Annotated in this window: 15 protein-coding genes; 8 read left to right on the forward strand and 7 right to left on the reverse strand. The window is 40.9% G+C overall.

Translation table 11 applies throughout. The features are described 5' to 3' along the window. The 3 genes from kynB (at position 1) to ACH33_RS10005 (ending at position 2,894) form a co-directional block, all read left to right on the forward strand. Entirely contained in the window at positions 1–633 is a 633-nt protein-coding gene (gene kynB, locus ACH33_RS09995) for an arylformamidase (RefSeq protein ID WP_057898887.1), read from the forward strand. Continuing rightward, positions 634–1,476 (forward strand): tryptophan 2,3-dioxygenase, encoded by an 843-nt coding sequence (gene kynA / locus ACH33_RS10000; RefSeq protein ID WP_057898888.1) that lies wholly within the window; start codon positions 634–636, stop codon positions 1,474–1,476. Positions 1,477–1,547: 71 nt separating this feature from the next. After that, entirely contained in the window at positions 1,548–2,894 is a 1,347-nt protein-coding gene (locus tag ACH33_RS10005) for a sodium-dependent transporter (RefSeq protein ID WP_057898889.1), read from the forward strand. 58 nt (positions 2,895–2,952) lie between these two features. On the opposite strand, the gene ACH33_RS10010 is transcribed toward ACH33_RS10005, so the two are convergent. Further along, entirely contained in the window at positions 2,953–4,044 is a 1,092-nt protein-coding gene (locus ACH33_RS10010; protein WP_057898890.1) for an NAD(P)H-dependent flavin oxidoreductase, read from the reverse strand. A gap of 456 nt (positions 4,045–4,500) precedes the next feature. On the opposite strand from ACH33_RS10010, the gene ACH33_RS10015 reads away from it, so the two are divergent. The 4 genes from ACH33_RS10015 to ACH33_RS10030 all read left to right on the forward strand — a co-directional run bounded on the left by ACH33_RS10015 (position 4,501) and on the right by ACH33_RS10030 (position 6,524). Beyond that, entirely contained in the window at positions 4,501–4,866 is a 366-nt protein-coding gene (locus ACH33_RS10015; RefSeq protein ID WP_057898891.1) for a DUF1516 family protein, read from the forward strand. 130 nt (positions 4,867–4,996) lie between these two features. Beyond that, complete coding sequence (gene crcB / locus ACH33_RS10020; protein ID WP_236781852.1) at positions 4,997–5,404, forward strand: fluoride efflux transporter CrcB; 408 nt, start codon at positions 4,997–4,999, stop codon at positions 5,402–5,404. Further along, on the forward strand, positions 5,401–5,763 hold the full coding sequence (gene crcB, locus ACH33_RS10025) for a fluoride efflux transporter CrcB (RefSeq protein WP_236781853.1): 363 nt from the start codon (positions 5,401–5,403) through the stop codon (positions 5,761–5,763). Before crcB (ACH33_RS10020) ends, crcB (ACH33_RS10025) begins: the two co-directional genes overlap by 4 nt. A 134-nt stretch (positions 5,764–5,897) precedes the next feature. Next, positions 5,898–6,524, forward strand: coding sequence for a LysE family translocator (locus tag ACH33_RS10030; RefSeq protein WP_057898893.1), 627 nt, complete (start codon positions 5,898–5,900; stop codon positions 6,522–6,524). A 108-nt stretch (positions 6,525–6,632) separates the two neighbouring features. Here the strand turns inward: ACH33_RS10030 and ACH33_RS10035 are convergent, their stop codons facing one another. Beyond that, positions 6,633–7,253, reverse strand: a complete 621-nt coding sequence (locus ACH33_RS10035) for a class I SAM-dependent methyltransferase (protein WP_057898894.1) — start codon at positions 7,251–7,253, stop codon at positions 6,633–6,635. Between the two features lie 113 nt (positions 7,254–7,366). Further along, positions 7,367–7,588, reverse strand: coding sequence for a hypothetical protein (locus tag ACH33_RS10040; protein WP_057898895.1), 222 nt, complete (start codon positions 7,586–7,588; stop codon positions 7,367–7,369). Positions 7,589–8,144: 556 nt separating this feature from the next. Between ACH33_RS10040 and ACH33_RS10045 the strand changes: the two genes are divergently transcribed. Next, positions 8,145–8,936 carry an MBL fold metallo-hydrolase gene (locus ACH33_RS10045; protein ID WP_057898896.1) on the forward strand — a complete coding sequence of 264 codons (792 nt, stop codon included), beginning with the start codon at positions 8,145–8,147 and terminating at the stop codon, positions 8,934–8,936. Positions 8,937–9,190: 254 nt separating this feature from the next. On the opposite strand, the gene ACH33_RS10050 is transcribed toward ACH33_RS10045, so the two are convergent. The 4 genes from ACH33_RS10050 to ACH33_RS10065 form a co-directional block, all read right to left on the reverse strand. Beyond that, positions 9,191–9,952 carry an NRDE family protein gene (locus ACH33_RS10050; protein ID WP_057898897.1) on the reverse strand — a complete coding sequence of 254 codons (762 nt, stop codon included), beginning with the start codon at positions 9,950–9,952 and terminating at the stop codon, positions 9,191–9,193. A gap of 117 nt (positions 9,953–10,069) precedes the next feature. Further along, a complete protein-coding gene (locus ACH33_RS10055) occupies positions 10,070–10,999 on the reverse strand; it encodes a PD-(D/E)XK nuclease family protein (protein WP_057898898.1) in 930 nt (309 codons plus the stop codon). A gap of 711 nt (positions 11,000–11,710) precedes the next feature. Beyond that, positions 11,711–12,013: an IS3 family transposase gene (locus ACH33_RS10060; RefSeq protein ID WP_057898899.1), complete on the reverse strand. Its 303-nt coding sequence runs from the start codon at positions 12,011–12,013 to the stop codon at positions 11,711–11,713. Between the two features lie 53 nt (positions 12,014–12,066). Next, entirely contained in the window at positions 12,067–12,354 is a 288-nt protein-coding gene (locus tag ACH33_RS10065) for a transposase (RefSeq protein ID WP_057898900.1), read from the reverse strand. Positions 12,355–12,382: the final 28 nt, after the last annotated feature.

Genomic DNA, 12,382 nt, shown 5'->3' on the forward strand with positions numbered 1-12,382 from the left:
ATGTGGATCGATATTTCTCAACCGCTTCATAATCACATGGCTCACTGGCCAGGAGATACGCCCTTTTCCTATGAAATAGCTTTTTCAAAAGAAGAAACTGGCTCTGTGAATATCGGCAAAATAACCACGAGTCTTCATACTGGGACACATGTCGATGCTCCGTTTCATTTTGATAATCATGGCGAAAAAATACTTGAGCTAAATATCAATATTTTCATTGGTAAAGCACGGATGGTTGATGTAACAGGAGTAGAAAAAATCGGGCCGAGCGAACTAAAGAACGTTGACTTACATGGTGTCGAGAGACTTTTATTACGAACGTCACGCCAAAAGCAACCTGATCAATTTCCGACTGAAATCCCGTCTATTTCACCTGATCTTGCTCCTTATTTACATGAGTATGGAGTGAAGCTTATTGGCGTTGACGTGCCATCTGTTGATCCGCTTGATAGTAAAGAAATGTCCGCACATCAAGCACTTTATAAACATGGAATTATGATATTAGAAAATATCGTTCTTCATCATATTGAACCAGGTGATTATGAACTGATCGCTCTTCCGCTTCCAATAAAGGGCGCAGATGGAAGCCCGGTTCGAGCAGTCGTTAGACGAGTAAATACGGAGGGAATGTAAATGAGCAAACATCTTTCAGAAATGGAAAAAGAACGTGGTATTCATACGGATTTTAAAAACCGTATGACGTATGGCGAATATTTAAAACTTGATCAAATTTTATCGAGTCAAATCTGTTTATCTGATCATCACGATGAAATGTTATTTATCATCATTCACCAGGTAAGTGAATTATGGATGAAGCTTATCCTGCACGAGCTTCGGGCAAGTATCCGACAAATTGAACAAGATAACCTTGCTCCTGCTTTTAAAATGCTTGCACGTGTTTCCAAAATACAATCGCAAATTATTTATGCTTGGGATGTCTTGTCAACGCTCACACCTTCCGAATATATGGAGTTCCGCGATAAGCTAGGGCAGGCATCAGGCTTTCAATCATATCAATATCGAATGATTGAATTCGCCCTAGGCTATAAATCCGACCATGTCTTAAAAATTTATGAAAAAGCTCCTGAGCTATTAAAAGAATTGAAACAAGCGTATGAGGCACCAAGCATTTATGATGTTGCGATTAAACAACTGGCGAAAGCTGGATTTGATATCAACTCAGACCTCTTAGAACGTGACTACTCCAAACCATATAAAGGGGATCCAACCGTTGAAGCTGCTTGGCTTGCTGTTTATCAAGAGGTTGATAAATATTGGGATTTATACCAGCTAGCTGAAAAACTCATTGATATCGAAGACTGGATTCAGCAATGGCGCTTTCGCCATATGAAAACGGTCGAACGGATTATCGGACACAAAATGGGTACGGGTGGTTCATCTGGTGTTACCTATTTAAAAAAGGTGCTTGATCATTGCTTCTTCCCGGAATTGTGGAACATCCGTACAAAACTATGATATAGCGGCGTATTAGGCGTATTAGTGGATTAAAGTTGTTTCACAGAAAATCGCAAAGGGGTTTAGGGGAAATGGATGGGAGAAAAAAAGAACAATGGTCTTCAAGAATCGGGTTTGTCCTGTCGTCAGCTGGAGCAGCGATTGGATTAGGTGCAATTTGGAAATTTCCGTACGTCACTGGCATGAGTGGCGGCGGTGCTTTTCTTCTTATTTTCATTGCTTTTACGATTTTAATAGGACTTCCGATGTTAATCTCTGAATTTATTATTGGCCGCGGTGCTGAAAAAGAAGCGATCAGTGCTTATAAAAAATTAGCTCCGGACACGCTTTGGATATGGGTTGGCCGGCTAGGAGTTATCGGTTGCTTTTTACTATTATCCTTTTATAGTGTTGTCGGAGGATGGGTTCTTATTTATACAGGCTTATCTATACCGGGAATGATTATTAAAGATGGTGCAAGTTATTCAGAGTTATTTGAAGCGATCATTTCAAACCATATGACCACTTTCCTCGGACTTGCTCTCTTTTTACTCATCAATGTCATTGTCGTATCTTTCGGTATTCAAAATGGTATTGAAAGAGCGAATAAATACTTAATGCCGCTATTATTTATCTTTTTCATCGTTCTCGTTGTCCGTTCTCTTACATTAGAAAGAGCAATGGAAGGTGTGCGCTTTTTCTTAACACCAAGCTTTGAGAATATTACGAGTGAAGCTATTTTATACGCACTGGGCCAATCCTTTTTTGCTTTAGCTGTTGGGTTTTCCTGTATGGTCACATATAGTTCTTATTTAAGTAAAGATGTAAGCATTCCATCTTCAGCAGGTTGGGTTGTCATTATGAACATTTTTGTATCAGTGCTCGCCGGTCTGGCGATTTTTCCAGCTGTGTTCTCCTTTGGTCTTGAGCCAGCAGAGGGCCCTGGATTATTATTCATCGTACTCCCAACCGTTTTTTCAAAAATGCCGTTTGGTGAACTGTTTTTTAGCATGTTTTTATTGCTGTTTTTATTCGCTACATTAACAAGCTCATTCAGTTTACTTGAAATTATCGTTTCTGCCTTTACGGCAAATGGAAACCGTTCTCGTCAAGCGGTCTCCTGGGTATCCGGACTTATTGTCTTTATTGCTGGAATTCCTGCTGCCCTTTCATTCAGTTCTCTTGCTGATTTTCAGATTTTTGGTAAAACCGTTTTCGACGCGACGGACTATTTAGTAAGCAACCTTTTACTGCCGATTGGTAATTTACTCATTGCTTTGTTTATCATCCACAAAATGGATGAAACTTTAGTTAAGCAAGAGTTTCTACTTACTGGAAATTTCTCTCCTTCCCTTTATACAACGTGGAGATGGCTCATGAAATGGTTAGTGCCGATTGGGATCGTGATTGTTTTTATTAATTTAGTAACGAATTCATAGACTGGAACGCAAAAAACGAAGGGGATTCATCACCCTTCGTTTTTTCATATTATAACGATCACGCATTCTGAATCGATGAATTGCCCAATTGTTGAATGATGCGAGACACATCGGCAACCGTTTGCTCTACCAGTTCACTAGCAGGCCAGGTCGTGGATAAACGCGAGGCTTGCCCTGCCCACATGGACATCCATTCCGGACGGTTTTGCTTAGCGGCTGATTGCCGAATTTCACGAGTTAATACATGCTGGATCGGATAATCAGGAACATCACCTTGAAATTTCTCCATTTCTGCAATGAATGCATTTTTTATTCCGCGGGCCGGCTTTCCTGTCAAAGAGCGGGTAATTACCGTACTTTCCTCCGTACTGTTAAGCAAGGCTTCTTTATATTTTTCATGCGCTCCGCTTTCCGGACACGTGAGAAAGGCTGTTCCCATTTGTACGCCGGAAGCGCCTAAAGCAAGGCTTGCTACAACACCGCGGGCATCCATAATTCCCCCGGCGGCAATAACCGGGATGTGAACATGATCGACAATTTGCGGCACTAAAGCCATGCTCCCGATAAGCGCGTTTTGAAATGGGCTGGCAAACGTGCCGCGGTGTCCTCCCGCTTCACTTCCTTGAGCCACGATTATATCAACATTGTTTTCCTGAAGAAGAATTGCTTCACGAACCGTTGTTGCAGTTCCAATGATCATGGTCCCTTTATTTTTTAATTGATGAATGATATTTGATGATGGGATGCCAAATGTAAAGCTGAAAATGGGAACTTTTTCGTCAAGGATTACACCGATCTGCTCATCGAATGATTCTGTATATTTTCTCATGTCCGGAACAGAATGTATCCCTAATTGTTCTCGGTAATGTTTCAGATATTTGTTCATCTGTATGATTTTCTCAGGCGACTCATCTATTGGTTCCGGGCTAAATAAGTTGACCGCAAATGGACGTTCGGTCATTTTTCTTATCTCACGGATAGTGGCCCTTATCTGTTCCGGAGACATATACCCAGCTCCCAGCGTCCCCAGACCACCAGCATTGGAAACAGCTGCAACCAACTCCGGTGTAGTGACCCCTCCTGCCATAGGTGCTTGAATAATCGGATAGTCAATCTTTAACATTTTGGATACCTTTGTATTTGGCCACATATGTATCACACCCTTCTAAAATGGTATGTGGTAAAGCACAATCCAAAAGCCACTTTTCTAATCTCGCTTGCATGAAAAGCCAAATGAGTGTGTCAGTGAGTTTCTATTCTTGCCTGTGTCTTGCTTTTATTGTAAATTACAAATATCATTTAATAAAATGATTATATCTGACGTTCAAAACTTGAACAATAGTTACAGGATGAACGTATTCTTCATTGTTCCTTCACGAGATCCCGGCACAATACAGAAAAGTGCCAACGGTTTTCATCCGGCGTCGTGATGTATTGGTCACGCCGGCGCTTCAGGAATCTTTGCGCATAGCCAAGCAGCATTTATCGTTGTAACTTTGAAAGTAGCCACAAGTTTGTCAATGAATCTACACAGTTACTTCATATACTAATAGTGTAAATATTGCTATACTTAAGCTGGACAAAAAAAGCCAGGAGGAAAACGACGGTGTCACCAAATGTATTTCATATGCTATATCAAACCCATGCCCATTCATGGTTTTGGATTTTGCTTTTCTCCGTAATCAGTTTTGTATTCATCAAAAAAGAAAAAACGAAGCTCCAAAAGGTTACCCGTGTCTTATTGCGATTGGTTTCCGCTATTATGATTGTCACGGGGATTGCAATGCTTGTTACCCTTCACTTCCCTTTGGCCTATGTAGTAAAAGGAATTGTAGCCATCTGCATGATTGGTGTGATAGAATTAATACTTATTAGAGCTAGTAAGGGAATACAAACAGGTCCATACTGGGGGTTATTCATTCTTCTTTTGGTATTGGTGCTTTTACTCGCGTTTAAAGTGATCTCTTTTTAACATTAAAGCCAAAACCAGTTAAAGCCAGTTTTGCAAAACTGGCTTTTTCAGATCGAATATGCCCTGTCTGTCATGAATAACCAAACAAAAAAGCTGGAACGATTTTGTTTAGGAAAATTATGATGAAGGGATGAATCATATGCTTTATCTGCTTGTGGGCTTGGGAGGTATTGCAGGTGCTGTTTGTCGGTATTTATTAGGAATATGGGTCGGAGCAGGAATGTTATTCCCTTTCTCTACCTTTCTTATTAACCTGTTCGGCTGCTTTATTCTGGCATTTTTCTATACTTTAACTACTGCTCGCTTTACGGTGCATCCTTATTTTCGGTTATCGTTTGGAACAGGTTTTGTGGGCTCGTTTACTACATTTTCTACTTTCAGCTATGAAACGCTGGAATTCATACATCATTCACATTACATATTCGCGATTTTGTATACTACAGCTAGCCTGATCGGTGGGTATTTTTGCTCTTATCTGGGCGTCAAGCTAGGCAGTTACGAAAAAAAGCAATTTTCACAGGAGAGCGGGAAAAAATGATGGATGTGGTATGGGTTGCGGTTGGAGGATTTATCGGTGCCATTAGCCGTTTTATAGTGGTTAATATTGTAAATAAATGGACAGATTCTTCGTTCCCGTATGGTACGTTAACGGTAAATATTGTTGGTTCTTTTTTATTGGGTTTTCTGTATGGGGCGGATGTTGACTGGCAGATGAGCGTAATGTTTGGCACAGGATTCCTCGGTTCATTTACAACCTTTTCGACATTTCAGTATGAGATTTTTCAGCTTAAAAAGCTGAAAAAACATAAGGAAATGGTTTGGTATATAGGGAGCAGTATCATCATAGGTATTATCGCGGCTGCGATCGGTTTTCAGATAAGTCATTCGTCGGCATAAACAGGGATACATTCATTCTCTTAGACAATAATCATCATTCAGTGTTCGCGTTGTATTATCATCTTGTCTTGGTCATGAAATATCGTAAAAAAGTGATTAATGGCGGATAGTTCACATTAGAGAGGAGAAAAAATATGGAGATCTCACACGTATTGTATTTCGCCGCGGTATCAGCCATGCTGACACTGGCGCCGGGACCTGATATTTTATTTGTGATTACGCAAAGCGTCTCGCAAGGCAAAAAAGCGGGAATTGCCACGGCTCTTGGCCTGTGCTCAGGTGTAACTGTTCATACCCTAGCTGCGGCATTTGGAATTTCCGCTATTCTATACCAATCTACAGTCGCGTTTCAGGCGCTGAAATACGCAGGGGCGTGCTATCTGCTGTATCTTGCATGGCAGGCGTTTAAAGAAAAAGATGCGCCGCTTTTGCCTGTTGAAGCGATTACAGAATATAAGCTCGGCGCATTGTATCGCCGCGGAATTTTGATGAATGTGTTAAATCCAAAGGTATCGCTTTTCTTTTTGGCTTTTCTTCCCCAGTTCGTGACACCCGGTGCCGGAAATAACGCGCTACAGATGATTGTGCTTGGCTTTGTGTTCATGATTCAGGCCATTATTATTTTCAGCGTCGTCGCGCTACTTTCCGGAAGCGTGGGCCAAAAGATTTTGCACAATGCGACAATAAGCAAGTATGTAAATCTCGCAAAAGCAATCATATTTTCTCTTATTGGCATCCAGCTTGCGCTATCGGAAAAATAAGCAACCGCCCCCGAAAGACCTTATCTACCACTTTCTGGGGGCGGTTTCTTATGCGCTCCATTTTTTTCAAATTAGATACTTTGGTGAAACGAATGTATATCGTTCAGCTTATTTTTCGCAAACCGCGATACCTAACGGATACGTAGCATCTCTTTTCTCGCGCTCAAATGTGACGCCACGCTGATAGTAAATTTCCACTTGCGAATATCCAGAGAAAAGCTCGCAAAATTCCTGTTCTGTTAGCTGATGTACGTGAAACGGCACGCCACACGGCTTTCCCCTTCCCTTACCAAACGGCGTGGAAAGAACCAAAGTGCCACCCGGTTTTAACATCATATATAGGTTTTTCATAAATTGTGCTTCATCCTCAAGGTGCTCCAGTGTTTCAAAGCTGAGAATGGTATCAAACTGCCCCAGTTTTTTCGGCAGGTTCGGATCGGTTGCGTCTTCCCGGCGAAACGTAACGTGCGGGTGACCATATGTTTTTTGTGCATACCGGATGGTTGTCTTATCGACATCGACGCCCACCACTTCTTTCACAATTTGTTTCCCGTGTTTTCCGTTCTTAGCGATCATATGCGAGCCATAGCCGGCGCCGCAGGCAATGTCGAGCACCCTTCCTTTTGCGTAAGGAATGGCGAAGTAGTAGCGGGCCAAGTGTTCGAGCAACAATCCGTTCGTAGGTTTCATCAGATGTGGAATGACACGTTCTCCGGTTAACTCTAGCAATTTCAATCACCGCTTTGTGTAGATTTTTTCTCGTCATTTTATTGTACATAATTTCTCCCGGATGGACAAAAAAATCTCCCCTGCCTAACAGGCAGAAGGGAGCTCTAGTTAAGTTATGAATAATGGTTGACAAAATGATGATAATTGAGCCGAATATCCCCCCAGAATGATGCATTGTCTCTGACCTCGATATCAAGTTCTTCGTAGATTTCCAGTAACAAGCCACACAGTTGATATCTCCGGTTGTAATCTGTCTCGTTTTTAATGTGCGCCAAAAGCCTTCTTGCCTCTTCACGCATCAGGCAATGAAAATCTTTGCGCGTTGACGTCTCCATACTATCCACTCCTACTTCCTCACTTTTCTTGCTTTTCAATAAGAAGATAAAAAATTTATGCAATATTCTAACATATATTGTACTATGATAAAAAAGAAAAATAAATACTGTTATATAACTGAATGTGCATTTTTTAGTTTTTGTCTTATCAAATCATAGAAATATTTGGGTTGAACCAATGGATGCGAGCGCTTGTTATAAGTTAGCAATGGTTTATATAGCCGATTGTCTTACTTCATTTAACGGAGTGGATGAAAGAAGTAAATGTTTAATATCGTTTCAGTAGGTTAGAATGGAAATAAGTTTGAGTGTTAAGGATGTGAGGTAATCCTTCCATTCCATATTTATTAACAGCTTGTTCCAACATTTCTTCTATTTCAGAAGTTTCCATTTCCGTGAATTCAGTCATCTTTTTAGGCACTTTCCTTTTTTGTAGATTGCTATATAAAATTCAACAAAAAGAATATTTTTACCCCTTAATTTAACAATTTTGAAATAATTTTTAATAAATCGTACAAAAGGAGCAAGTGGAATTGATAAGGATCTAGCTAAAAAATTGGACAAAATTATACTGGAAAATGACTATCAGCCTACTGCAATCATAAACACACACAGCCATGCTGATCATTGTGGTGGAAATCACTTTTTTCAAAAAAAATATCCTGACATACAAATATATGCGACTCGATTTGAAACACATTTCATTGAAGATCCTTTTTTAGAACCTCTGTGTTTTTGCTTAGGTGCACTTCCTTTTCAGGAGTTGCGCAACAAATTTCTAGAAGCCAAGCCGTCAAAAGTGACTAATGTGCTGAAATACGAAGATCATACGCTAGATATTGGTGGCCAGTCATTTACAGTTGTAACCTTACCCGGTCATACACAAGGTATGATTGGGATAATATCACCGGACCAGGTTTTATATGTAGGGGATGCGATTTTCGGAGAAGAGACTTTAGAAAAACATGGGATTCTTTTTTACACGGATATTGCTAAAACTAAGGATTCTCTTGAAAAGCTAGAGAGGCTTAATGTTAATAGTTATGTTCTTTATCATGGAGGAGAACGCCTCTCTCTGTCAGAACTTATTGAGGAACATCTAAAGATGATTGAAAAGACGAAAGATTTTATTCTTGAACAAATAGCGGAACACTCTACGAGCCTTGATTTCCTGGTGCAACAAGTGATGAGCCAGTTTAATATAGCTAATAATGTAATTCAACATACACTAACTAGCGCTGTAGTTCGATCTTATATAACAGAACTTCAACAAAGTGGTCAGGTTATCTTGGTTGTTGACAATGGCTTGCTTCAAATACGTCATTCTTCTCAAACAATTGAACCTTGAACTGGCGCAGGATACTAGAAACACCATCGAGCCGCTTTGCGCGGCTCTTTTCCATTTGTTGAGCAAATGACTCCAAAATCGACGGATGCTACCTCTCCCCCCTATTCGTGAAATATTTCCACCGAATTAGGTCGGTTTACTGTCCAGTTTGGCCAATACAGGCGGCTTTTTAAGCGTGGTTTTGCTCCCGCGGCGCAAACCGCCACGGGGCACCATAGAGCCTGTGAATGTGTGGGCCTACTTCCAAAGGAGCATTAAATGTGAAAACGAAAAGTAGATACTTTCCAATTTCTCAAATCGGACAATAGAAACCTTTCAGTAAACATAATATTTTTATGGTTATCTATCATAAGAATTGTGGAAGACCTTGTACCATATTTTTTACTGCTGATGAAAAGTGGCGAAAGAATCCTCTCCCATTCAATACCTACGCCTGTATCTGGCAATTCACTATCTTTTGCCTGTTCCATGTCCGCGAGAATAGAAAACAATACATCATCTTCTATTTTATCCTCTTTTATTGCTTGCCACAGGCGCTGCGTTCCTTTTTTCACCTTAGGCCAAGGCGTATCCAAAATATGGTTACTTAATCCGTGGATGCCTGGCTTTACTTCTTTAATTTCGTTATGTAGCGGTGTATAGTAATAAAGCGATTCGGTATCCCCCACCAACAGGTTAAACCCGTTATATAACCCGCACTCTTGCTTTACTTTTTCGAGATAGACAATAGGCGTATCCGTTCCGGTTAAGTAACCGCTCACGAGATGTCCGCGCGATTTGGCATCAGGGCGCATATGCTTTGGATCGCGATAATTTGTAATGGCAGCAAAGCGTCCGGTACGGGTCACGCCCATCCATGTTCCTCCCTTCTCCAAGTCGCGTCCGCCCAGCACATCGGGTGCATCGTCCCAAAAGGCGGCAGGCGCGGTCGGTCGGTTGTAAAATTCGTCGCGATTAGCGGCAATAATAAGCGGAAATTGCGGATGAACACAGTAAGCAAACAAGATTACGCACATAACGCGTTTATCTCCTTTCTTTATTTGTGCTTTGGGAAGAAAGAAGAATCTCTTACGAATCCTCCCCTTTAGTCGTAAATCATAGATAGGATACGCTCGATACATTCAAGAAAAATTCTATTGTTTTTCTGAACAAATCTGGCGGAAATTGCAAGATTTACAGACGGAAGGATGCCCTGCTCCGGCAAACTGTTCAAGCGGAAGAGGCCGGTTGTAGTATGAGTCTGCCAGGTAGCTTTTCATACTGTTCAAACTGGCTCGGATTTTATGCACGATTCTTTCGATATCTTCCACATCAGGATGGGTACGGGTGCATATGCCATCTAATAAATATTCGGTTCGTACTTCAATGTGTGTAAGCGGTACACTGTAGTATTCATGAATGTACAGCGCGTATAATCGTAATTGTTCCTCATTTTTTTCCGCTATCCTGCCTGTTTTCCAATCGGTAATCACCCATGTTCCGTCACCGCGTCGGTATAATACGTCGAGTTTTACATAAATTTTTTCATCATGAAAAATAAAATCTTTAAGCGTTTCCACTTCCAGTAGTGTAACATCCGGGTTATCGCGAATCTCACGCCAGCTTGTGCTTGCTAACAAATTGGACACACATGTGGTGATTCGGTTGGCGATCACCTCGATGCGTTCGGGCGAAAGCCCCCCTTCGTAATACATTTCATGAAGCATCGTATATTGCTTGGGGTATCCCCACCATCGGTCTTTCTGTTTTGAATCACGATAAGCCGCGTTTAATAGATTACGTATATATGAAATAACCTGTTCTTGCTTTGGGTAAGGTTTTCCCATCTCACGCAGCTCCAATAGTTTCTGTGCAACTGTATGTATAGCGTCTCCAAGCACAATGTATAAATTTTTCATTTGTTTCAAACGATAGGCTGTCTGTGCTTCAGGTGTAGCTGTTAATAACCAGCCTCCATGAGAGCCGTAATAATGATAATAGTATTGCCGCTTGCACGCGTGAAACATCTGATCGCGTGCAAGCGACCACGACCATTCGGGATATGGTCTTGTATGATAGGACATAGAAACCCTCCTCCCTAGATTTTATGCAGTTTCCAGTACAGAAGTTGTTTGTTTTTATTTTTATCAAGCTAACGAAAGTATACTTCTAAAAAGTAAGTGAAATACAGCATAATTCAAGAATAAGTATTTTTGTTTTGATGAAATGCTACCAAAAAATACGGGCGGTTAATCATCATTTTTAATCACAGATGCAACCATTACTTGGTATGTTTAATAATAACAAAATTCTGCACTAACTAAAAATAGTGCAACAATAAAACCTGCTCAGAACTTAACTCCGAGCAGGTTAAATTTTAAAATATCGACTTAATCAGTATCCGTTTTTCAGTATATACATTCAAGTCATCTACAAATGTCGCTTTTAGAAGTACATATTTTCCGACTGTACTACCTGCTTGTACTGTACAACTATTACCTGTTTGGCTTTGAATAGTCGCATAAGGTGTACTTGTACCGTCTTCATTACGAATTGTAATGCTACCCTCAAAAAGCGACGAAAATCAAGCAGCTTTTGTAGAGTATTCTCCCATATATACTTCCAATGGCACCCAATATCCCAAAGCGGAATGAGGGCGCTGTTCGTTATACAAGGTAATATAAGTGCCGGTCGAGACTCCAGGCTACAATACGACGGTCATAGGCATCGATGATGCTGACAAGAGACTTCCATCCCTCACTTGTCCAAATCTTCGTCATGTCAATATGCCAAACTTAATTGGAGGAGTTGATTTGAAAATCGACAGGCTGATATGTGCGCTTGGCTTCATATCGCTTTTGCTTTTGTGTTAAGCCTTCGGCTTTCATCACAGAGTAAACGGTTTTCTGATTGACTTCGATTCCCTGGCGCTTTAGTAAAGCCCAAATTCTACGATATCCGTAGGTAGGATGCTGTTGACAAAGAACACGCACTTTCTCTTGAATCACTGCCTGTTTCGGTCGCACGAAAGTTGCCTTTGCTTTTTGACGGTAAAACGTACTTTTGTGCACACCAAGAAGACGGCATACTTTTTCCACCGACAGGTGGGAATCTTCCACTACCTCAAAGATAAATGCCCAGTGCTCTTCACTCAGATGTCGAACGTTTTTTTTAGCTTTGAAAGTTTTACAGTCAACTTGCCAATAAGTTGCTCATACTCGTCCAACTTTGCTTGAACGGCAGCGTCTTCTTTTGCTGTCTTACGTTGTTTACCCGAAAGGGCAGCCATTCCTCCTTGGATGAACTCATCTTTCCAACGGTAATACAGAGTCTGGCTAATGTTATGTTGTCGGCAAATCTCGGCGATGGATTGTTCCCACTTTAGCCCCTCCATCACAATATTCATTTTCTCCTCTGCTGACCATTTGCGACGTTTCATGTTCCGTTCCCTCCTGTTAACTATAATT

Origin of the sequence: Aneurinibacillus sp. XH2 (assembly GCF_001439585.2) — a bacterium.
GTDB classification, from domain to species: Bacteria; Bacillota; Bacilli; order Aneurinibacillales; family Aneurinibacillaceae; genus Aneurinibacillus; species Aneurinibacillus thermoaerophilus.

Excerpts from the sequence above, each read along its gene's own strand:
- ACH33_RS10010 (WP_057898890.1), bottom strand. The coding sequence starts at position 4,044 with ATGTGGCCAAATACAAAGGTATCCAAAATGTTAAAGATTGACTATCCG.
- kynA (WP_057898888.1), top strand. The coding sequence starts at position 634 with ATGAGCAAACATCTTTCAGAAATGGAAAAAGAACGTGGTATTCATACG.
- ACH33_RS10055 (WP_057898898.1), bottom strand. The coding sequence starts at position 10,999 with ATGTCCTATCATACAAGACCATATCCCGAATGGTCGTGGTCGCTTGCA.
- kynB (WP_057898887.1), top strand. The coding sequence starts at position 1 with ATGTGGATCGATATTTCTCAACCGCTTCATAATCACATGGCTCACTGG.
- ACH33_RS10005 (WP_057898889.1), top strand. The coding sequence starts at position 1,548 with ATGGATGGGAGAAAAAAAGAACAATGGTCTTCAAGAATCGGGTTTGTC.
- ACH33_RS10030 (WP_057898893.1), top strand. The coding sequence starts at position 5,898 with ATGGAGATCTCACACGTATTGTATTTCGCCGCGGTATCAGCCATGCTG.
- crcB (WP_236781853.1), top strand. The coding sequence starts at position 5,401 with ATGATGGATGTGGTATGGGTTGCGGTTGGAGGATTTATCGGTGCCATT.
- ACH33_RS10065 (WP_057898900.1), bottom strand. The coding sequence starts at position 12,354 with ATGAAACGTCGCAAATGGTCAGCAGAGGAGAAAATGAATATTGTGATG.
- ACH33_RS10050 (WP_057898897.1), bottom strand. The coding sequence starts at position 9,952 with ATGTGCGTAATCTTGTTTGCTTACTGTGTTCATCCGCAATTTCCGCTT.
- crcB (WP_236781852.1), top strand. The coding sequence starts at position 4,997 with ATGAATCATATGCTTTATCTGCTTGTGGGCTTGGGAGGTATTGCAGGT.
- ACH33_RS10040 (WP_057898895.1), bottom strand. The coding sequence starts at position 7,588 with ATGGAGACGTCAACGCGCAAAGATTTTCATTGCCTGATGCGTGAAGAG.